Annotated in this window: 20 protein-coding genes; 19 read left to right on the top strand and 1 reads right to left on the bottom strand. The window is 50.1% G+C overall.

All coding sequences use genetic code 11. The features are described 5' to 3' along the window. Positions 1-73 precede the first annotated feature (73 nt). The 19 genes from priA to ABDB91_RS11800 all read left to right on the top strand — a co-directional run bounded on the left by priA (position 74) and on the right by ABDB91_RS11800 (position 19,931). Positions 74-2,314, top strand: a complete 2,241-nt coding sequence (gene priA / locus ABDB91_RS11890) for a primosomal protein N' (protein ID WP_347487933.1) — start codon at positions 74-76, stop codon at positions 2,312-2,314. Positions 2,315-2,336: 22 nt separating this feature from the next. Next, the gene (gene def / locus ABDB91_RS11885) at positions 2,337-2,789 is read left to right on the top strand and encodes a peptide deformylase (protein WP_347487932.1); all 453 of its coding nucleotides are present in this window, start codon (positions 2,337-2,339) and stop codon (positions 2,787-2,789) included. Positions 2,790-2,843: 54 nt separating this feature from the next. Next, on the top strand, positions 2,844-3,803 hold the full coding sequence (gene fmt / locus ABDB91_RS11880; protein ID WP_347487931.1) for a methionyl-tRNA formyltransferase: 960 nt from the start codon (positions 2,844-2,846) through the stop codon (positions 3,801-3,803). Continuing rightward, positions 3,800-4,591: a DUF116 domain-containing protein gene (locus tag ABDB91_RS11875; RefSeq protein WP_347487930.1), complete on the top strand. Its 792-nt coding sequence runs from the start codon at positions 3,800-3,802 to the stop codon at positions 4,589-4,591. Before fmt ends, ABDB91_RS11875 begins: the two co-directional genes overlap by 4 nt. After that, positions 4,588-5,949, top strand: a complete 1,362-nt coding sequence (gene rsmB / locus ABDB91_RS11870; protein ID WP_347487929.1) for a 16S rRNA (cytosine(967)-C(5))-methyltransferase RsmB — start codon at positions 4,588-4,590, stop codon at positions 5,947-5,949. Before ABDB91_RS11875 ends, rsmB begins: the two co-directional genes overlap by 4 nt. Before the next feature lie 54 nt (positions 5,950-6,003). Next, a complete protein-coding gene (rlmN, locus tag ABDB91_RS11865; protein ID WP_347487928.1) occupies positions 6,004-7,059 on the top strand; it encodes a 23S rRNA (adenine(2503)-C(2))-methyltransferase RlmN in 1,056 nt (351 codons plus the stop codon). 6 nt (positions 7,060-7,065) lie between these two features. After that, positions 7,066-7,812, top strand: a complete 747-nt coding sequence (locus tag ABDB91_RS11860; RefSeq protein ID WP_347487927.1) for a DUF3662 and FHA domain-containing protein — start codon at positions 7,066-7,068, stop codon at positions 7,810-7,812. 5 nt (positions 7,813-7,817) lie between these two features. Further along, complete coding sequence (locus tag ABDB91_RS11855; RefSeq protein ID WP_347487926.1) at positions 7,818-8,357, top strand: FHA domain-containing protein; 540 nt, start codon at positions 7,818-7,820, stop codon at positions 8,355-8,357. Beyond that, positions 8,308-9,024 (top strand): Stp1/IreP family PP2C-type Ser/Thr phosphatase, encoded by a 717-nt coding sequence (locus ABDB91_RS11850; protein ID WP_347487925.1) that lies wholly within the window; start codon positions 8,308-8,310, stop codon positions 9,022-9,024. The genes ABDB91_RS11855 and ABDB91_RS11850 overlap by 50 nt, the downstream gene beginning before the upstream one ends. A gap of 1 nt (position 9,025) precedes the next feature. Then, positions 9,026-10,279 carry an FtsW/RodA/SpoVE family cell cycle protein gene (locus ABDB91_RS11845; RefSeq protein ID WP_347487924.1) on the top strand — a complete coding sequence of 418 codons (1,254 nt, stop codon included), beginning with the start codon at positions 9,026-9,028 and terminating at the stop codon, positions 10,277-10,279. Then, positions 10,276-11,664: a penicillin-binding protein 2 gene (locus ABDB91_RS11840; RefSeq protein ID WP_347487923.1), complete on the top strand. Its 1,389-nt coding sequence runs from the start codon at positions 10,276-10,278 to the stop codon at positions 11,662-11,664. The genes ABDB91_RS11845 and ABDB91_RS11840 overlap by 4 nt, the downstream gene beginning before the upstream one ends. Before the next feature lie 190 nt (positions 11,665-11,854). After that, positions 11,855-13,729 carry a Stk1 family PASTA domain-containing Ser/Thr kinase gene (gene pknB / locus ABDB91_RS11835; RefSeq protein ID WP_347487922.1) on the top strand — a complete coding sequence of 625 codons (1,875 nt, stop codon included), beginning with the start codon at positions 11,855-11,857 and terminating at the stop codon, positions 13,727-13,729. 10 nt (positions 13,730-13,739) lie between these two features. Beyond that, positions 13,740-14,609: a ribosome small subunit-dependent GTPase A gene (gene rsgA / locus ABDB91_RS11830; RefSeq protein ID WP_347487921.1), complete on the top strand. Its 870-nt coding sequence runs from the start codon at positions 13,740-13,742 to the stop codon at positions 14,607-14,609. Position 14,610: 1 nt separating this feature from the next. Next, on the top strand, positions 14,611-15,264 hold the full coding sequence (gene rpe, locus ABDB91_RS11825) for a ribulose-phosphate 3-epimerase (protein ID WP_347487920.1): 654 nt from the start codon (positions 14,611-14,613) through the stop codon (positions 15,262-15,264). 143 nt (positions 15,265-15,407) lie between these two features. Then, positions 15,408-15,821, top strand: coding sequence for a chemotaxis protein CheW (locus ABDB91_RS11820; RefSeq protein WP_347487919.1), 414 nt, complete (start codon positions 15,408-15,410; stop codon positions 15,819-15,821). A 169-nt stretch (positions 15,822-15,990) separates the two neighbouring features. Further along, on the top strand, positions 15,991-16,665 hold the full coding sequence (locus tag ABDB91_RS11815; protein WP_347487918.1) for a TrkA C-terminal domain-containing protein: 675 nt from the start codon (positions 15,991-15,993) through the stop codon (positions 16,663-16,665). Between the two features lie 94 nt (positions 16,666-16,759). Beyond that, positions 16,760-16,882, top strand: a complete 123-nt coding sequence (locus ABDB91_RS11810) for a hypothetical protein (protein ID WP_347487917.1) — start codon at positions 16,760-16,762, stop codon at positions 16,880-16,882. Between the two features lie 261 nt (positions 16,883-17,143). Continuing rightward, positions 17,144-19,090, top strand: coding sequence for an acetate--CoA ligase (locus ABDB91_RS11805; protein ID WP_347487916.1), 1,947 nt, complete (start codon positions 17,144-17,146; stop codon positions 19,088-19,090). Between the two features lie 136 nt (positions 19,091-19,226). Then, a complete protein-coding gene (locus ABDB91_RS11800; protein WP_347487915.1) occupies positions 19,227-19,931 on the top strand; it encodes a hypothetical protein in 705 nt (234 codons plus the stop codon). A 190-nt stretch (positions 19,932-20,121) separates the two neighbouring features. Here the strand turns inward: ABDB91_RS11800 and ABDB91_RS11795 are convergent, their stop codons facing one another. Beyond that, on the bottom strand, positions 20,122-21,006 hold the full coding sequence (locus ABDB91_RS11795; RefSeq protein WP_347487914.1) for a glycine betaine ABC transporter substrate-binding protein: 885 nt from the start codon (positions 21,004-21,006) through the stop codon (positions 20,122-20,124). Between the last annotated feature and the right edge of the window lie 73 nt (positions 21,007-21,079).

Genomic DNA, 21,079 nt, shown 5'->3' with positions numbered 1-21,079 from the left:
CATATTATTATAGTCTATAATTATCAAAGGCGGATAACTATCAGCTAATGTTTGACAAACTTGAGGGATATGTATGAACAATCATTTATATGCCGATGTATTGGTGGAAGTGCCGGGTCTGCAGACTGACCGTACTTATCAATACCGGGTACCACAAAAACTGGCGGGTTCCGTGCAATTCGGCAACCGGGTGAAGGTTTCCTTTGGCAAGCAGCGGGTTACCGGTTTTGTGGTAGGATTGAGTGAACAAAAGACTGTGGCGCGGGTCAAGGAAATTATCGGCCTGGTGGATGAAAGTCTTTTGTTTCGGGAAGATCAACTTGCCCTGGCCAAATGGTTGGCGGATTATTACCTTTGCAGCACCGTTAAGGCACTGCAGTCTGTCATTGCCCCGGCGCTCAAAAAAACTTCCGCCAGGCCGGTGGTCAGGCTTTATAGCAATGTGGAGCCGGGTCAGTTGCCGGAAGTGCAAAAGCAAATGGCCCGGTCGCCTAAAAGATTGGCGGCTCTGGAAGCGGCATTGCGGCATCCGGGACTGAACAAGCGGGAACTGGCGGCACTGGCCGGCGTATCACTATATGTGGTGAATCAATTATGTACAGGGGGTATACTGAGGGTGGAAGCCGACCTGCCTGTACGGGACCCTTATCCGCAGTATAAAATTACCGATCAAGCACGGGTCAGGCTAACCGGTGAGCAGAGCCGGGCTGTACAGGATATTGCGGCCGCCGTACATCAAGGCGGACACCGGGTATTTATGCTGCACGGCGTTACGGGCAGCGGTAAAACCGAGGTTTACCTGCGCTGCATCGAACAAGTATTGCGCGCCGGACGACAGGCTGTCACCCTGGTGCCCGAGATATCCTTAACTCCGCAAATGGTCCGTTTGTATAAGGCCCGTTTTGGACGTGATGTAGCGGTGCTGCACAGCCGCATGTCCGACGGCGAGAGATGTGATGAATGGTCACGCATTGAAAACGGCAGCGCACCGGTAGTGCTGGGAGTGCGCTCAGCCATACTGGCGCCGGTGTCTGATCCCGGTTTAATAATTATCGACGAGGAGCACGAGCCATCTTATAAACAAGATGAGGCGCCGCGCTATCACGCTCGTGCGGTGGCCCTTTTTCGGGCCCGGAAGAGCCGGGGAGTACTGGTACTGGGGAGTGCCACTCCGTCATTGGAATCCTATTGCCGGGCGCTGCCGGGCGGCGCCTATAATTTAATTAATATGCCCAATAGAATTAACGGCAAGGGCATGCCCAGCGTACAATTAGTGGATATGCGCAGGGAAGTGCAATCCGGCAACAGTGGTATTTTTAGTTTGACGCTATTGCAGAAGCTGCGGGAAAAGCTGCATAATAATGAGCAAACCATTATTTTTTTAAACCGGCGGGGATTTAAAACATTGGTGGTTTGCCGGGAGTGCGGACTGGTGCTCAAATGTCCCCGCTGTGATATTTCCCTGACCTACCATACCGATGGACGTTTGCGCTGTCACTATTGTAATTACCGTGTGCAGGCGCCTAAGCGATGCCCCGATTGCGGCGGCAGCCAGGTGGGTTATTTCGGTACGGGAACCCAGCGGGTGGAAATGGAATTGGCAGCGGCTTTGCCCGGGGCGCGAATTTTGCGTATGGATGCGGATACTACCGCCCGCAAGGGATCACATGAACAAATACTGGGGTTGTTTGGCAATGGCGGGGCGGATATTTTAGTGGGTACGCAAATGGTGGCCAAAGGGTTGGATTTGCCCGGGGTAACCCTGGTAGGGGTTGTTAATGCCGACAGTACGCTGCACATGCCGGACTTTCGGGCCGGAGAACGTACTTTTCAGCTGCTGGCTCAAGTAGCCGGCCGAACGGGTCGGGGAGATAAACCCGGCGAGGTGTTGATTCAAACACATACGCCGGAGCATTACGCGGTGCGGGCCGCTTCCCGGCATAATTACCAGGCCTTTTTTCAAAGTGAAATTGCCGTGCGCAAAGAAATGGGGTATCCGCCATTTGCCAAAATGGTTAGGTTATTAGTGTATGGCAAGGATGATACCGCTGTGCAAGAGGCAGCGGAAAAAATATACACCCGGTTGAACGGGTTTGTCCAGGAGCAGGACGGGGGAAAGATAATGATAGTAGGGCCCGCTCCGGCGCCGCTGCCACGATTGAAGGAAGATTACCGGTGGCATATCATTCTTTGGAGTGCGGATTACCGGCAATTGCGTTTGGCCGTAAAACGGTTTTGGCTGGCCACCGGTGGGGCCGCACCGGGCAAAGCTTTAAAAATGAGCATAGATGTTGATCCAATGTATATTACGTAACAAACGAAGGAGGTATGTAACATTGGCTGTATACAAAATTGTGGAAGTCGGGGATGAGGTATTAAGGGGAAAAGCGGTGCAGGTTACCAAACTGGGACCGCATATTGAAAAACTGATAGATAATATGCGTGATACCATGTACGCCAATCAGGGGGTGGGACTGGCCGCTCCACAAATTGGGATATCCAAGCGTGTGATTGTGGTTGATGTGGGCGATGGTTTGGTAGAGCTGGTAAACCCTGTGATTGAGTATGCCGATGGTACGCAAGTCGATAGCGAGGGGTGCCTTAGTATCCCAGGTGTGACAGGTGAAGTTGCCCGGGCTGAACGGGTTAAGGTTAGCGGTTTGGACCGGGCCGGTAACGAAAAAGAAGTTGAAGCTCATGGCTATTTTGCCCGGGCGCTGCAGCATGAAATAGATCATTTAAACGGAATTTTATTTATTGATAAGGCAAAGAATTTAAAAAAGATATAGTAATATTGGCTTTGGATAAATAGTGTGATAAGTGGTTGCTTAAGGAGTTATAATATGCGAATTGTTTTTATGGGTACGCCCGACTTTGCGGTACTGTCACTGCAGGCGCTTATGCAAAACAATTATGATATCGCGGCAGTGGTTACCCAGCCGGACAAGCCCGGGGGGCGAGGGAAAAAGCTGCGTTCGTCGCCTGTGAAAGCGGCAGCCCGGGCCGCGGGTTTGACGGTATATCAGCCTGCAAAAGTACGTGAACCTTCTTTTATTGAAGTGTTGCGGGGTTTGTGTCCCGATATTATTGTGGCAGCCGCCTTTGGACAAATATTGCCTGCTGAAATATTATATCTGCCTCAGTATGGTTGTATTAATGTGCATGCTTCGCTGTTACCGGCCTACCGGGGAGCGGCCCCCATTCACCGGGCTGTAATCAATGGAGAGAAACAAACCGGTATTACCATTATGCAAATGGCTACGGGTCTGGACACAGGCGCTATGCTGCTGCAAGGTAAGGTACCCATTGACCCGGACGACACCGTAGGGATGGTGCATGACCGTCTGGCCGAGCTGGGCGGGCAATTGCTGCCGGAAGCGTTGGATTTGATAAAAAACGGTCGGGCGCGGCCCGCAGCGCAGGATGACAGCCGTTCCAGCTATGCCGCCATGCTTACCCGAGCAGATGAGCTAGTCCGCTGGGAACGTGATGCACTGAACATTAAAAATCAGGTCAGGGGTCTTAATCCCTGGCCGGGCGCACGCACTGTCCTGGAGGGGAAAATACTAAAAATTTGGCGGGTATCAATTGCTCAGGATGGCCCGACCGGCGGCGCCGAGCCGGGTCGGATACTGAAAGCCCATTTTAATCAAGGAATTTTGGTGCAAACCGGTAATGGAATATTAAAAATTGATGAATTGCAGCTGCAAGGTAAAAAACAGATGACAGCGTCCGAATTTTTGCGGGGGCACTCGCTGGACGCCGGTATTAAGCTGGGGGGAGAGACAGGTGATCGGGAGTGAAGGCGGTGCATAACGTGGTGATCCACGAGCGCAAACGTCTTTTTATAGGCTTGTTGATAGTCAGTCTGCTGGTGGTAGGTATGCTGGCCGCAGCCATCTGGTACCTGGTTTTTTGTCCTGAACGTTCGTTAATTTACAAACTGGTGCTGCTGGCGGTGGCCGCGGTAATGGTGATCTCCATCACACTGGCCGGTTTTGGATTGGCCGGCATAGTTTTGACGATTATCAGCTCAAGGCCTCTGGCGTTATTAAAGGGTCCGGTGCGGGTGGCTCTTAATACCTTTTTCCCGCTGGTACTTATACTGGGCAGGTTGCTTAGAATTGATATGAACCGGATTAAACGATCTTTTATTGAGGTCAACAATAACCTGATCCTGGCCATGCATATCAGTGTTACCCCTGAAGAACTGTTGTTGCTGGCCCCGCATTGCTTGCAGAACAGTGCTTGTGTGCACAAAGTAACGGGCAGTGTCGATAATTGCCGCCGCTGTGGCCGGTGTATGGTAAGCGATTTGCTTAAGCTCCGGGACTTTTACGGTATCCGGGTGGGGATGGCCACCGGGGGTACTTTGGCCCGCAAGTATGTGCGCGATTATCGCCCTAAAGCTATTGTGGCTATTGCCTGTGAGCGGGATTTAACCAGCGGTATTTTAGATGCCAATCCCATACCGGTGCTGGGTGTAACCAATTTAAGGCCTCACGGGCCGTGCCATGACACGCAGTTTTCTTATCAGCGGGTTGATGAAGCCATACAATATTTTTTACGTAATGGAAGTGATAGTATTTGAGACCTGGAATGAGCGCCAGGGAAACTGCTCTAAAAGTGCTGTTGGCGGTAGATGAACGGGACGCTTATGCTAATCTGGCTCTGGGTTCACTGCTGGAAAAGGTGCATCCCGGCAAATTGGACCGGGCATTTATTACCGAGTTGGTCTACGGAACCCTGCGTACCCAAAATACCCTGGATTGGGCCCTAAGTCATTATTTGCGTCGACCGCTTCCCGGCCTTTCCGCCGCGGTGCGGAATATTTTGCGCTTGGGGGCTTACCAGATTTTATTTATGGACCGGGTGCCGGATTCAGCCGCTGTTAATGAATCGGCAACCCAGGCCCGCCAACACGGTCACGAAGGTATTGTTAAATTTGTTAACGGTGTGCTGCGCAATTTGGTCCGGGGTAAGGAGAAATTGAATTATCCCGATCCCGATGAGGACCCGGTACAGTATTTGGCTTTGCGTCACTCACATCCGGCCTGGCTGGTGCGCCGGTGGCTCAATGACTTTGGATATGCGAATACCCAAGCCCTTTGTATGGCTAATAACCAACCTGCGCCCAATACCGTGCGGGTGAATACACTGAAGACCAGTGCGGCGGAGCTGACGAAAAGGCTTGAGGCTTTGGGAGTGCATGCTAAAAAAGGTCAATATGCCGCTGATTGTCTGCAGCTGCGGGGATTTGTATCACTGGGCGGCCTGTCACCATTTAAAGAGGGGTTATTACAGGCTCAGGATGAAAGTTCCATACTGGTAGGGCAGGCCGTAAGTCCCGCGCCGGGTGACCGGGTACTGGACGCGGCCAGTGCTCCCGGCGGTAAAGCCACTCATCTGGCCCAGTTAATGCAAAATCAGGGCGAAATACTGGCCCTGGACGTGCATGAACATAAAATCAGGCTAATTGAAGAGAACTGTCGGCGTCTGGGGGTGCAAGTTGTGCGTCCCGTATTGGCCGATGCCCGGGAGATACCGGAAGAATATGCAAAATGGGCTGATTACGTATTGGTTGACGCCCCTTGCTCCGGGTTGGGCGTACTGCGCCGGCGCCCGGACTCCAGGTGGCGTAAGGATGAAAAGCAGATCAACTCTTTAGCCGAATTGCAAGCGCAGATTTTAGATGCCGCTGCTGTGGCGTTGAAGCCCGGCGGCGTTCTGGTATACAGTACCTGCACCATTACCCGGGAAGAGAATTTGGGTCAGGTAGAGTCTTTTTTGCACAGACATCCGGACTTTAAGTGGGATTCGCTGGCTGGGTTATTGCCGGACAGTCTTGACCACGAGACTACCATGGGCCGGGGTTACCTGCAAATACTGCCTCACCTGCATGGCTTGGACGGTTTTTTTATGGCCAGGTTGCGTAAAAGCAGTGCTTAGCAGGATTTATGCAGCGGAATGTAGAAACACCAAACATGTCGACGGGGGATTCTTATGCCGGATTTGCTCAATATTAAAGACCTGACATTGAAGGAACTTGAACGTGCGGTTGCAGCCCTGAGTATGCCTAAATTCAGGGCCGCTCAGGTTGTTGACTGGATGCACCGCAAGGGGGTGGCCTCCTTTGCGGATATGGCCAATGTACCTAAAGAAGTACGTGAGAAGTTAGCCGGCAAGTATAGCCCCGGTGGTTTGGCGGTGCTGGAAAAAAGAGTTTCACGCGGCGGCGATGCCGCCAAATATCTGCTTGTATTGCAGGACGGCCAGGCTGTGGAAAGCGTGCTGATGAGATATCGCTATGGCTGCACCGCTTGTCTCTCCACCCAGGTGGGTTGTCGCATGGCTTGTCAGCTATGCGCCTCCGGCCTTAATGGACTGGTTCGCAACCTGACCCCGGGTGAATTGATCGATCAAATATGGGCTATGCAGAATGCATCCGGCGAGCGCATCGGGCGTATTGTATTAATGGGTTCGGGCGAGCCGCTGGATAATTACGCAAACACGGTTAAATTTATAGAATTGGTCAGCGCGCCCTATGGTTTGGGTATCGGCCACCGGCATATAACTTTATCGACCTGCGGTATCGTACCGCGTATTTATGATCTGATGCAATTGCGTTTAGCCATTACCCTGGCGGTTTCATTACATGCCCCCAATAATGAGCTGCGCAGCAAATTAATGCCTGTTAACAATGCCTACCCGCTCGAAAAGCTGCTTCCGGCTTGCAGGGCCTACGCCGATACTACCGGCCGCCGGGTATCTTTTGAATATGCCCTGCTGGGACGGGTAAATGATACCCCGGCACATGCCGGGGAATTAACAGATGTATTGCGCGGTATTCACTGTCACATTAATTTAATACCGGCCAATCCGGTACCTGAGCGTGGTATTGGCGGCAGTGGCGCCAAGGATATACAAGCTTTTAAGTTGATATTGGAAAAAGCCGGCTATCCGGTAACCATACGCCGGGAAATGGGACTGGACATTGATGCCGCGTGCGGCCAGCTGCGCCGGCGTCTGACGGAGAGCGAAGAAACCGTAACGAGGTGAGCAACGGTGGGTTTTTTCTCAGGGCTGGAAGGTAGTTTAGAAAAATATATTGAAGGTTTTTTTAAAGATAAATTTAGCAGCGGCGGTTTGCAGCCTGTTGATATAGCCAAAAAACTGGCCCGGGAAATGCGTGACCGTCGGCGAACCGGGCTTAAGGATATTTATGTGCCTAATCGGTTTGAGGTTTTTCTGGGGCCGGGGGACTTTGCCGCGGTCAGCCCGCTTATTGATCGTCTGTCGGCGGAGATGACCGACTATGTAAGAGGCAAGGCGGCTGAAAAAAAGTATACGATGCTGGGGTCGGCAGCGGTGTCTTTTGAGGAAAGGCAAGAACTTTCCCGTGGTCAGCTGCAGGTAAAAAGCTTTTTTGACGAGAGTGTCGAGGACGAACCGAGGCAGATGGCTGTGGAAGAGACTATGCGTTTCACTCCGGTGCGTGGTGTGCCCGAGCCCGATTTAAGTGCCGGTGTGTCGCTGGAGGTTGTTGAGGGTGTACTTGCCGGTAAAAAATTTGTATTGGCCGTCAACCAGGCGGTGATCGGCCGCGGAGAAATATGCGACATATGCCTGCCGGACAGCAGTATCTCCAGGCGGCATGCCGCTTTAAGCCGCACGGGCCGAAAGTTCGTTATTCAAGACCGGTCAAGCACAAACGGCACCTATGTAAATGGAGTAAGGGTTGCCAAAAAAGAACTTGCCGATGGTGATATAATCAAGATGGGTAATACCGTATTGATTTTTAAGGTGGAATGATTTTTTTGGATATTATTTTGTTTGTATTGCGCACCGCTTTTATGATACTGATATACGTATTTATATTTATAGTTCTAATTCATTTAATTAAGGATTTACACAATACAACAAGTCATCAAACGAACACGGTTAATACAGTGAATGCTGGCACGGGTCACCGGGAAGCCGGCCCGGCCATTACCGAAAAAAGCGGTGTAGGTATGTTAATGATTGAGTCCGCGCCTAAAGAATATGCTATGGAAGGTGCGGAGTTTGCCCTGGCCCGGGAGTTGAAGTTAGGCCGCGGGCAGCAGAACGAAATTGTTTTGCCCGATAGGTTTGCTTCCAACAGCCATGCCAGATTGTATAACCGGGAGGGGCAGTATTGGCTGGAGGATTTGGGAAGCAAGAACGGTACCTTTTTGAACGGTAAACTCCTTACCGGGCCCGCGGTGCTGGCTAATGGTGATCAAATAAGAATAGGTGAAATAATTTTTAAGTTTGTGAGGTGGGGTTATGAATTGGAGTCAGATCACCGAATGCGGGCCGGTACGCCGAAGAAATGAAGATTGGCTTTGCGTTTGCCCCGATCTGGGCTTATTTGCCGTGGCGGACGGTATGGGGGGGCACCTGGCCGGGGATGTGGCAAGCAAGCTGGCCCTTGGGGTGCTGGAGAATTATCTGCGGGAAAATCAGTATAAGAATATTACCGGCTGTGACAGGCTGACCGGTGGAATAAGGCAGGCTAATGAAGCGATCTTTTTTGCCGCGGGGGATGACGCAAAGCTGCGGGGGATGGGGACGACTATAACGGCTTGTCTGGTTGAAGATTATCATATTACTGTGGCCAATGTGGGAGACAGCAGGGCTTTGTTGCTGCGGGACGGTGAAATAAATAAATTAACCGTTGACCACTCGCTGGTGCAAGAGTTAATTGACGGAGGAGGAATATCCGAGCGGGAGGCCCTGAAGCACCCGAAGCGCAATATTTTGACCAGGGCGCTTGGCACCGGTCCACGGGTGGATGTAGATATTTTCGAGTATAATATTGCCAAAGGCGACCGATTGCTTATTTGTACGGATGGATTAACCGGTTTTGTGCCGAAACAGCGGATTGGCGATTTAATGGTATTGGCCCCCAACCCGCATGAAGCTGTACGTTTGTTGATAAAGGAAGCCATTCAGTTTGGCAGCAACGATAATATTACAATCATTTTTTTGGCGGTGGATTAATTTGCATGGACGAGGCATAGAGCGTAAATTACTGGTTGTGGCTTTCCTTTACACCCTCACCGGGGGAGTGATCCTTTACCTGCGGGAACCCGGCCGTGACGGGCTATGGGCTATGGCCGCCGCTTTGATAATGTTTATTGGCCTTATGCTGCTTAGTGTGCTGTGGCAGTACGGAAAGGTTAAATCTGATCTGTATATAACTCCTATTATTAGCTTTCTGGCCGGTACGGGGGTAGTTTTTCTGTTCCGTTTGAATCCCGGCTACGGGTATAGACAATTATGCTGGGTGATTATCGGTCTGGTAACTTTATATTTTACCACTACTTTGCTGCGCCGTTACCGCGCTTTGGCCGACTATAAATATTTGCTGGCTCTGGCCGGTATTGTAGCGTTGCTAACGCCCATATTGTTCGGCGTTGAATTGGGTGGTGCGAAAAGCTGGCTGGATTTGGGGCTATTTCATTTGCAACCTTCTGAATTTGTCAAGCTGTTGCTGGTATTCTTCCTGGGCAGCTATTTGATGGAAAGCCGCATGCTGTTGCAAGCGGGCGAGCGGCGGGTTTATTTTTTACCCGGTGCTCAGCAATGGGGGCCGCTTTTAGGTATGTGGCTGACGGCGCTGTTGGTTCTGGTGTTTCAAAAGGATTTGGGAACCGCACTGATTTATTTTGGCACCTTTTTAGCCATGGTATACATGGCCACAGCCCGGTGGCTCTATATTTTGCTGGGTGCGCTGATGTTTTTTGCCGGAGCGGCGGCTGCCTATACGGTGGTTAGTCATGTGCATACCCGGGTGGCTATTTGGCTGGACCCCTGGGCTACGGCTCAGGACTCGGGTTACCAGATTATTCAGTCCTTATACGCCATTAACGATGGCGGTATATTTGGTACCGGGCTGGGGGCCGGATGGCCGGGGTTTATTCCGGCGGTACACACGGACTTTATTTTCTCTGCTATTTGTGAAGAAACCGGTTTACTGGGCGGCATTGGCCTTATGATTTTGTTTATGCTGCTGATTTACCGCGGTTTTAAAATTGCTCTGGCGGCGCGGGATGAATATGCCGGATTGATGGCTGCCGGATTTACAACTATATTGGGCTTGCAGGTGTTCATCATCATAGCCGGGGTAACTAAGCTGTTGCCTATGACGGGTATTACTTTACCATTTATAAGTTACGGAGGTAGTTCGATGGTGGCCAATTTTATTTTAGCCGGAATGCTGCTTAATATTTCCGGTGAGGCCGATACGCTATGAAAGGTAACGTGCGCAGGCTGGCTTATTTGATATTATCGGGTCTGGCGTTAATTTGCGTGTACCTGGCCCTGATTCCGGTCTATATCGATCGTGTGGCCGATAGTGGTGTTGCTCCGGCCGACCCGCGCATTGCCGTCCGGGAAAGTCAAATTAAGCGCGGGGATATCTTGGATAGGCACGGCACAGTACTGGCACGCAGCGTGCCGGCTGCAGGCGGTTATGCAAGAGAATATCCGCTGGGCGGCGCGGCCTCGCATATTATCGGTTATAGCTCAAATAAATACGGAGCCGCCGGTATTGAAAAATCCATGGCCACAGTTCTGTTGGGTCTTGAGGGTGGTAATGAATTAAATAATTTGCGCAATCGGATTCTGGGTCACCCCGGTATTGGCAATGATGTTATGCTCACCATTGATGCCGAGCTGCAAAAAAGTATCACCAACCTGCTGGCCGGCCGAAAAGGCGCCGTGGTAGTGCTGGACCCCGCTACGGGAGAAATACTGGCCATGGCCAGTTACCCCGACTATGACCCCGCGCGGGTGGCGGATTATTTGAACAGTCCGGAATCATCTATGCTAAACCGGGCTGTACAGGGCGCCTATCCCCCGGGTTCGGTTTTCAAGATTGTTACGGCGGCGGCTTTGTTGACCAATTTACCGGAAATGGCGGGGGATACGATAAATTGTACAGGGCAGTTGGAAATAAGCGGTTTTACACTTCATGATAATGCGGTGCATGGCAATGTTGATTTTAAAGATGCCTTTGCCGAATCCTGCAATGTGGCCTTTGCGCGGTACGGGCTGGCAATAGGTGCGCAGCAATTCGTCCGACAGGCCCAATCGTTTGGTATAGGTAAACAGCTGTCATTTCCCCTGCCGACATACAGCGGAAACATTACCCCGGCTGATAAAATGGACGGGCCGAACCTGGCTTCCAGTGCTATCGGGCAGGCCGAAGTGCTGATCAGTCCATTGCAAGCTGCCTTGCTGGCCGCCGCTGTGGCCAATGACGGCGTTATTATGAAGCCATATTTGGTGTCCGGCTACAATGATGCGGCAGGGGGTGCAACCCACAAGCAGCCGGAGCAATGGCTTACAGCTATGGAACCGGTGGTGGCCTCGGCCTTAAGTGAAAACATGGCGGCTGTGGTAAAACAAGGTACCGGAAAGGCGGCGGCACTGCCGGGAATAACTGTGGCTGGAAAAACAGGCTCGGCAGAAAACCCGCATGGCCGGAGCCACGCCTGGTTTGTAGGTTTTGCTCCGGCGGAGGATCCCCGGGTGGCGGTGGCGGTGTTGCTGGAAAACGCCGGGTCGGGTGGAGCTGTGGCGGCTCCGCTGGCCCGGGAGGTTATCCGGCAGGCACTGGATTTATCCGGCAGCTAACCGTCTCTAACAGAACACTTCCGCTTTTTTAAAGGGAGATATATCCTCCGGGTACGAGAGCGGCGCCAAGCTCCTGCGCAACAACTTCTAAGATTCAGCGGCAAGGGATACGTTTAAAACCTCATCTGAACCAAGAATTTGTTTGTAACCATTTATGAATAAGCCAGATGATTTTCAAGGAGATTAAAATATGATTGGCAAGATGCTGGGAAACAGGTATGAGATACTGGAAAAACTCGGTGGCGGTGGTATGGCTATCGTTTACAAAAGCCGGGACACTTTTTTAAACCGCTATGTAACCGTTAAGGTCCTGCGTCCCGAATTTACTTCGGATGAGGATTTTATCAGGCGTTTCAGACGCGAAGCCCAGGCTGTAGCCAGCTTATCTCATCCCAACATTGTAAATATTCATGATGTGGGCCAGGAAGAAGGCATCCATTACCTGGTCATGGAGTATATCCAAGGGGATAACCTGAAGGCTGTCATTCGCAAAAACGGTCATCTTAAGCCTGACCACGCCGTGCGTTTTGCTGTGCAGGTCTGTGGGGCGCTGGAACATGCCCATGAGAACCATATTGTACACCGGGATGTCAAACCGCACAATATATTGATTACAGATGACGGAAGGGCTAAGCTGACTGATTTTGGCATTGCTATGGAGGCTACTTCAGGCACTATTACCCGCACGGATACTATTATGGGCTCGGTGCATTATTTAAGCCCTGAACAAGCCCGGGGTGAAACCGCCACGGCCAAGTCGGATATTTACGCAGTGGGTATTTTATTATACGAAATGTTGACCGGAAAGCAGCCCTACTCCGGGGACAGTCCCATCGCCGTGGCCTTGAAGCATATCCAGGAAACCCCGCAGCCTGTCGACGAGGTTAATAAAGATGTGCCTGCCGAATTGGCTGCGGTAGTTATGCGGGCTATGGAAAAGAAACCTGAAAACCGCTATAAAAGCGCTGCGGAATTGGCCCGCTATTTGGAGTTGGCCCTGGAAGATACCGATCAGGCCACGGTGGTTATTCCAACCGATGAACTGGCGGCCAGGGCGGCCTCCGGCGCGGCTAATAAAGACACCGCGGTTAAAGCGCCCCGCAAAACCGGCGGTTTGACCAGGCGGGCGTGGATTTGGGCTATGGTGCTGGTGCTGATTGCGGGACTGGGGGCCGGTGGTTTATACGGGTTATACAAGTATACGAATGTAACTCCGGTAAGAGTGCCCAGTGTTATCGGCATGACCGAGGAGAAAGCCCGTGAGGAACTGGAGGCGCTGGGGCTTAACGTTAGTGAGGTTAATGAAGAGTACAGCGATAAGGAGAAAGGGCTAGTCACAAAGCAGAGCATTGGACCGGAAAATCCCAAGGTCAAACCGCCCCGGGATATTGTCCTTACGGTAAGCAAAGGACCGGAGCTGCGGGAAGTGCCCAATTTATATAATGTAACGCAATACGAGGCTGAACACAGACTAAGTGAGGACGGGTTTAAGCTGGCTCGTAATCCTGATGAAATATTCCACGCCGAAGTAGAAAAAGGGAAAATTGTAACGCAGTCCCCGAGCGCCGGGGAACGGGTTCCCAAAAATACCGAGGTAAAGGTTACTATTAGCAAGGGCCCGGAACCCCAAAAACAGCAGGTGCCCGATTTAAAAAGGCATACCCTGGATGAGGCCCGGTCTATTTTGGAGGATATAAATCTAGTGCTAAATGAAGATGATATCAAAGAGGAATTTGCACCGGACTTTTTACCGAGGCAAATTATCGATCAGACTCCCGCGCCCGGCACAGAGGTGGAAGAAGGGGCGCTGGTCAGTGTGGTATTGAATAACGGTCCCGGACCATTGGAAAAGACAGCCGAGATACCAATATCGGATGAGATCCCCAATGACGGTAAGGAGCATCTGGTGGAGATAGAGGTGGAAGACGCCCGGGGCCGCCAGGTACAATATGCCGATTCTCATAAGGGTGGTGGCCAGATAGAAAGAAGTATAACATATGTGGGCAGCGGAGTCGTTAAGTTGTATGTTGATAAAGATTTAAAATGGGAACGGTCATTAAAATAGGAGGGCCTTTATGGACGGAGTGATAATAAAGGCCTACGGCGGTTTTTATTTCGTCCGGGCGGAGGATAAAGTTTTAGAATGCGCCATCCGGGGGAAAATTCGCCGGCAGCGCGGTCAAGTTTTGGTGGGCGATCGGGTGCGTCTGAGGTCGGTCAATGACGCCCAGGGTGTTGTGGAGGATATTCTTCCACGCGGCACAGAATTGGTTAGGCCGCCGATAGCTAATGTGGAACAGTCCGTTATAGTATTTGCCATTGGCAACCCGGAACCCAACCCGTCGCTTTTGGACCGCTTTCTGGTGCAGTCTCAAGTGGCGGGCATTACTCCGGTGATTTGTTTTAACAAAAATGACTTGTTTGATGAAGCTGAGCCTAATATTGTGAACCGGTACCGGAAAACCGGGCATACCGTATTATTGGCAAGTGCTAAGACCGGCGCCTGTATAGATGAGTTGAGGGAGGTCTTAAAAGGGCGCGTTACCGTGCTCGCCGGTCCTTCCGGGGTGGGTAAGTCCAGCCTGCTGAATGCCCTGCAGCCTGGTTTGAGTCTTAAAACCGGTGATATTAGCAATAAGTTGAAACGGGGTAAACATACCACCAGGCACGTAGAATTAATTCCCCTGGCAGGTGGCGGTCTGGTTGCGGATACCCCGGGCTTTTCCAGTATGCATCTCCCTTCCATGCGGCGGGAAGAACTGGCCGGTTATTTTATTGAATTTGCCGAACATGAGGAACGATGCAGGTTTGCGGGCTGTCTGCATTACCGGGAACCGGGCTGTGCGGTAAAAGATGCTGTGGAAAGGGGGCGAATAGCGGAACTGCGTTACCGGAATTACCTGGATTTTTTAAAGGAAGTTATGGAGGCGGAAAGGAGATACTAGTTTGGTTAAAATTGCTCCGTCAATTCTATCCGCTGATTTTGCGGTCCTGGGTGAACAGGTGCGGATTGTTGAAGAAGCCGGCGCTGATATTTTACATATTGATGTCATGGACGGGCATTTTGTGCCCAACATAACTATTGGCCCCCTGGTGGTGCGGGCACTGCGTCCGCTATCGGGTTTGGTTTTTGACGTGCATTTGATGATTGAAAACCCCGACAGGTATATAAACGATTTTGCCGATGCCGGTGCGGATATTATTACCGTGCATGCCGAAACCTGTACCCATCTGCATCGTACTTTGGAAAAAATTAAACAGGCCGGCAAAAAGGCCGGCCTGGCTTTGAATCCGGCTACGCCGCCCGGCGGACTGGATTATGTATTGCCTTTTCTGGACTTGCTGCTGGTAATGACTGTGAACCCGGGGTTCGGGGGGCAAAGTTTTATACGGCAAATGCTGCCTAAAATACAGTGGATCAGCCGGTATATAAAGGAGCAAAAACCCGCCGTTTGGCTGGAAGTGGATGGCGGGATAAATGCGGAGACCGCTTGCAGTGCGGTTGAAGCCGGCGCCGACGTATTAGTGGCCGGGTCGGCGATATTTGGAGCCGCTGATCCGTCGGCAGCGATACGAGCGCTTAGGGAAGCCTTGCGGTAAAAATAGGAACTTTCACTTATGGAAGTGGAAGCCTTGCCATAGAAAATAAAAATTTTTTAAATACTATACAGCTAATTAAAAGGATAATTAAAAAAATTGTCATATATTAAATGATAAACAAATACCGGAAGCAGGTGGTATAAATGCAAAATGAAGGACAGCTGGTAATTTTTGAACTGGCCGAACAACTGTATGCCTTGCCGATACAGGAAACTCAGGAAATTATTCGCATGGCAGTTATTACAAAAGTACCCAATACGACCGATTATGTCGAGGGTATTATCAACCTCAGGGGCAGTATAGTACCGGTTATTAACCTTAACCGTCGGCTGGGCCTGCCGGTGAAAGATTACGACGACTCCACGCGGATTATCGTGGTGGAGTACAACGGGCAAAAGGTGGGTATGATTGTCGACAATGTGCAGGAAGTAGGCAGGTACACGGCGGATGAAGTAGATCCGCCGGTAGTGGATGGCGATCATGTAGATTACATTAGCGGTGTGGTGAAAAAAGGGGAAAGCCTTTGGCTATTGCTAAATCTGGCCAAGGTAATGTAAAGCATAGCCGGTGATCCGTTAGCGGAAAACCGGCTTAAATGTTAATGGTGTCCCCTTAACCGGCTCCTACGCTAAGTGTTCATGAAATGAATTATCATAATAACCAGTCAATGTGAATTAAATATTATAATATGTAGCAATATAATAAAAAAAGAAGGGGTAAGAACCGATGCAGGAACATCGAACCCATGTCCAATTGGCCAGATACATTACCATAGCGGTGGACATTGCTACCCGCATTGTACGTGGCGAATATCGCATAGGCCAAAAAATTTTTGGCCGGTCTACGCTGGCCGGTAAATATAATGTTTCACCGGAGACCATCAGGCGGGCTTTAACGCTGCTCCAAGAAAGAGGCATTGTAGATGTTATGCCCGGGGTGGGTGTGGTGGTTAAGTCGGATGTCGCAGCCCGTGAATACCTGGCGGATTACAATCAAAAAAAGGTTCTATTGGATATTCAGGAGCGTTTAACAGGGTTACTGAAGGAAAGAGAAAATCTGAACACGGAAATCGATCACCTGACCAACCAGCTTTTGGATTACACATTTAAAATGGCCGGTCGTTTGCAAAAGCTGGAAGAAGTTACCGTGCCGCAAAATTCGCCATTACTTGGCAAATCCATGACTGAAGCTGATTTTAGAGCGCGCACAGGAGCTACGATATTGTCTATTTACCGTAACGGGCATGAGATGGTCTCCCCGGAAGCAAAAACTACCTTGCAGGCCGGAGACGTTCTGCTGATGGTGGGTACCCATGATTCGGCAAGAATGGTTTATCAGATGGTTACCGGTGAGGAATTGCCGCTTGAGGATGCGGAAAGCAGCCTATACCAAAACATCTGATCTGATAGCATACATGGGAAAATAATGTGCAATTATGTATAGCATATTTTCTTTTGGTAAATAATACCCCCAAATAAACAAGGGGGTATTGGTGATGGGTTTTAAAGACATCGAAAAAAAGGCCCGGGATTATAAAAAGTCGGCCGACACCGAACGCAAAGAACTTGATGAACCGCAGTTAACGGCAGTGGAAGCGCAGGACAGTATAAATCAATAAGTTATTAAAAAGAACTCCTTTTTGTTTTTAGCAAGGGAGTTCTTTTTAATAACCTTATTAACCGTTGGGCGATGAATTTTTGCATTCCAGCGGCAATATATTTATGATACCGGCGTTGTTGTAATAAAATGAAAATAATATGAATTTAGAAAATTCAAACGCGCAAAGGGGGATAGGTACTTGTCCGCCGCTAGATGTAATAAACTCTATGCCAAATTTCATTATATTTATTAAATAAATAATTAGGGGGAATTATAAAAGATGGAACAAAAAAAAGTCGGCACCGGGCTGATACCGCCAAGTGTACAAAAATTTATGGACTGGGCGGCTGAAGACACGGAAGGATTTTGGGGATATGCCGCCGAGCAGGCGATGAGTGAAGTTAAGTGGTTTAAAAAATGGGATAAGGCTTTTAATTGGGAATATCCCACCTTCCAGTGGTTTGTTGGTGGACAAACCAATATTAGCTATAACTGCCTGGATTATAATATAGAAAAGGGTCGGGCCGGTCGGGCCGCTATTATAGCTGAATCAGGGGAAACGGGTGAGATCAGGGCCGTCACTTATGCTCAGTTGTTTGATTTGGTTAAACAATATACCAGGGCGCTGCGCGGCTTGGGGGTTAAAAAAGGTGATCGGGTAGCTATTTACATGCCGGCCGGGGTTGAGTCGGTAGCCTCAATGCTGGCTTGTGCCCGGGTAGGCGCTATCCACGTGGTTATTTTTGCCGGTTTTTCTTCCAGTGCTGTGGCCGATCGGCTGCAAATATCCGGCGCCAACTATATTCTTGCTCAAGATGAGAGCTGCCGGCGGGGCAAGCCGGTGCCGTTAAAGCCTATTGTTGACGAAGGAATTGCCAAGTGTCCGCCCGATTTAATTAAAAAAGTGGTCGTGTTGAAGAAAAGCGCCGGGCAGGGGTATTCCATGACGGTCGGGCGTGATATGTATTGGGAAGAATTCTTGACTGGTGGAGAGGGCCAAAGCGATACTTATGAAATTATGGATGCCAATGATCCGCTGTTCTTATTGCCGACTTCCGGTACCACTGCCAAGCCGAAAGTAACGGTACAGAAGCACGGCGGTTACCAAATTTATATCTATAGTATGGGTCAGTGGATTTATGGCCTTAAGGAAAGCGATGTTTGGTTCTGCACATCCGATATCGGGTGGATCGTGGGACACAGTTACAATGTATACGGTCCCCTGTTGACGGGTTGCACCACTGTGCTCTACGAGGGGACTCCGGATTACCCCAACAAGGACATGTGGTGGTCCGTGGCTTCGCGCAATAAAGCTACCGCGCTGTGGCTGTCTCCCACCGGGGTGCGGGGATTAATGCGCCTGGGCATTGACGAGCCCCGCAAACATGATTTAAGCTCCGTAACAAGAATATTCGTCGCCGGTGAAGTATTGAACCCGCCGGCTTGGTCCTGGTTGCAAGAGCAGGTATTTGAGAACAAGGTTCCGGTAATGGATCATATGTGGCAGACTGAGACCTCCGGCCCTATTTTCGCTAATCCGTACGGTCTGGGCTTAATACCCATTAAACCCGGCTCGGCCCATATACCGGTACCCGGTGTGGTGGCCGAGGTGCTTGATGAAAAAGACGGCAAGCCCCTGGCGCCCGGCGAAAAAGGCCTTGTAGTTATTAAAAAACCGTTCCCGGGGTTGGTATCCACACTGTGGGGCGATGTTGAAGGGTATAAGTTAAACTACTGGGAGCGCCTGCCTATTACGATGGGCAAATACCTCTGCGGTGACGCTGCTCATATGGATGAAGACGGATATATTTTCTTTGCCGGTCGTTCCGACGAGGTAATTAAGATAGCCGCGCACCGTATCGGTACTGTGGAGGTGGAAAGCGCCCTTATTTCCCACCCGGCAGTTGTTGAGGCCGGGGTGTCCGGCGTGCCCGACGAATTGAGAGGTGAAGTGGCCTGCGCCTTTGTGGTGCTTAAGCAAGGCTATGACTCTACTGAAGATATGAGGAAGGAACTGATTGCCCACGTACGCAATACCATGGGGGCTATCGTGGTGATGCGGGATATCCAGTTTGTAGGCACACTGCCCAAGACCCGCAGCGGTAAAATTATGCGCCGGGTTATGAAGACTCTCTGGGTCGGCAAGGAACTGGGCGACCTGTCCACGATTGAGGAGGAGGCTTCCATTACGGAAATCAAAGACGCTATTTCTAAGATGAAAGGTTAAAACTTTTACGATAGGGATAAAAAAGGTGATTGTGGATATTATAAAAATGCCGCCGGTTAATATACGGTGGCATTTTTTTTCAAAAAAGTTTTATCCGTCATGGCTGTATGGCTTTATATGCCTTTGGGGTGACTGAATGAACGAATGTAATCTATCAAAAACACAGCATTTTAAGAAAATAATGGTGACTATGGCCAACCGCTTATTGCGCAAAATGCTTCGATTTGTTAAAAGGCTTTTAATTTGCCTGCTCATGATATTTAGCCCGGTTATTATATGGATAATACTGTCTTTAAATAGAAAACTGATTGTGATTATGGCCAACTGGGAGTGGCTTTCCAATGTTTTCCCCAGTTTGTTTGATGCTCTCGGTGAGCATGTTAATACGCCGGAGTTTGCCAGAGGCTTTAATGAGGCCGCTTTGGGCGGGCTGCTGACGTTGCTGGGTGTAATTGTTACAGTGTGGTATTACCAGGTAATCAGGGTGCAGGAGGTTACCGAGAAAAGGCTTTTTGTCATAGATGAACTGTTGGAGGAGCTTAAAAAAAATCGGTCTATCATCAATGATCTGGCAGCGGGTAATGGCGAGCTATACGATAACCATCACAAACATGCCGGGGAGAGCATTTTTTTTACCGAAGCCTGGCATAAGCTGGGCGGTGATGTAGCTCTTTTGCCGCGGAGGCTGCATCTGCGTCTTAGTGTGCTTTATGGCTGCCTGAACCGGTGCACCGATGCGCAGGGATACTGGAAAAGTAAAGCTAGCATTGATCGTATAAACGGCATGATTGCAGATTTGCATAAATACAGAGGCAGCTTAAGTAAGCCCGAAATATCCTAAGGGAGCTTTTAAATACAGTTTAATCTTGTCATTGCTATGAATACAACCTGCGGATGCCTGGAGTGCGTCATTGCAAGGAGCGAAGCGACGTGGCAATCTCATATTAACTAAAAAGCTCATTGACCGGTCTGCTTAAAGTTACGCTTTGCCAATTAATGAAAAGGCGGCCCGTAGGCCACCCTTAAACTGTTTATTGGAATTTGTCTTTCACATCGTTCAACTCTTCTATGGAATCTATGGTTACGTAAGCCGGCACCACCAGGCCTATTCTAGCTCCTTCCAGGTTGGGTCCCAGGTTTACTACTTTGTCTTTTACTTTGTTGTAATAATCACCATGGGTCCCGGGCAGCCAGGCTGAAACAATAGCGTCATATTCACCGGTGCCGATACTTGTCCACATAATTCCGGCATCCACGGAAACCGCATTAACTTCATAGCCCATGTCCTCCAAAACATTCTTTACCACGTGGGTACTGGCAACTTCGGAGTCCCATTCAACATAGCCCAGGGTTACTGTACCTTTTTCGGCGGCTTGCTGTTCGGGTATCCACTTATTAACTTCCTCTTGATTGTCCCGAATCCATTGGTCGGCCGCCTCATCCGGGGTCATGCCGTCCTGGATGTCAAGCATAACAGCTTCCATGTCAGCGGGGGTCCAATAAAAATTATCCAGCATTGCATAGACTTCCGGCATATCATCCTTTAAGCCGGTGCGCACGATGGTGGCGACATGCTCTTCACCGCCGTAAACTTTTTTGGGGTCATCCAGGTATTTAAGGTCCCACTTGGCAAATTTCCAGTGTGGCGTCCATCCGGTTACCACGATCCATTCTTTATTGTTAATGGCTTTTTGGAGAGATGCGGCCATAGCTGCGCTGCTGCTGTCCTGCAGTTGGTAGTCCAGCCCATATTCTTCAACGGCTTTTTCCGTGGCGCTCATAATCCCTGCTCCAGGCTCAATGCCCACGATTTTACCCTGCGTGCCGCCGCCTCCACCGCCGCCGCAACCGAACAGCACAGCTGTTAGCAGTACCAGTGCTGCCGCCAGCGGCAATAATTTGAATGACTTTCTCATTACTTATATCTCCTCCTTTTTATTAATCCCTTCATAACACGCCGATGAACATACTTTTTTAGCAAGGCTATAT

The organism is Desulfoscipio sp. XC116 (genome assembly GCF_039851975.1).
In the GTDB taxonomy this organism is placed as follows: domain Bacteria; phylum Bacillota; class Desulfotomaculia; order Desulfotomaculales; family Desulfallaceae; genus Sporotomaculum.
The sequence above is the reverse complement of the archived record's forward strand: the minus strand, read 5'-3'. Positions and strand labels throughout refer to the sequence as shown.

Coding starts and splice junctions, on each gene's coding strand:
- priA (WP_347487933.1), top strand. CDS start 74: ATGAACAATCATTTATATGCCGATGTATTGGTGGAAGTGCCGGGTCTG.
- fmt (WP_347487931.1), top strand. CDS start 2,844: ATGCGAATTGTTTTTATGGGTACGCCCGACTTTGCGGTACTGTCACTG.
- rlmN (WP_347487928.1), top strand. CDS start 6,004: ATGCCGGATTTGCTCAATATTAAAGACCTGACATTGAAGGAACTTGAA.
- ABDB91_RS11850 (WP_347487925.1), top strand. CDS start 8,308: ATGAATTGGAGTCAGATCACCGAATGCGGGCCGGTACGCCGAAGAAAT.
- ABDB91_RS11840 (WP_347487923.1), top strand. CDS start 10,276: ATGAAAGGTAACGTGCGCAGGCTGGCTTATTTGATATTATCGGGTCTG.
- pknB (WP_347487922.1), top strand. CDS start 11,855: ATGATTGGCAAGATGCTGGGAAACAGGTATGAGATACTGGAAAAACTC.
- rsgA (WP_347487921.1), top strand. CDS start 13,740: ATGGACGGAGTGATAATAAAGGCCTACGGCGGTTTTTATTTCGTCCGG.
- ABDB91_RS11820 (WP_347487919.1), top strand. CDS start 15,408: ATGCAAAATGAAGGACAGCTGGTAATTTTTGAACTGGCCGAACAACTG.
- ABDB91_RS11815 (WP_347487918.1), top strand. CDS start 15,991: ATGCAGGAACATCGAACCCATGTCCAATTGGCCAGATACATTACCATA.
- ABDB91_RS11810 (WP_347487917.1), top strand. CDS start 16,760: ATGGGTTTTAAAGACATCGAAAAAAAGGCCCGGGATTATAAAAAGTCG.
- ABDB91_RS11805 (WP_347487916.1), top strand. CDS start 17,144: ATGGAACAAAAAAAAGTCGGCACCGGGCTGATACCGCCAAGTGTACAA.
- ABDB91_RS11800 (WP_347487915.1), top strand. CDS start 19,227: ATGAACGAATGTAATCTATCAAAAACACAGCATTTTAAGAAAATAATG.
- ABDB91_RS11795 (WP_347487914.1), bottom strand. CDS start 21,006: ATGAGAAAGTCATTCAAATTATTGCCGCTGGCGGCAGCACTGGTACTG.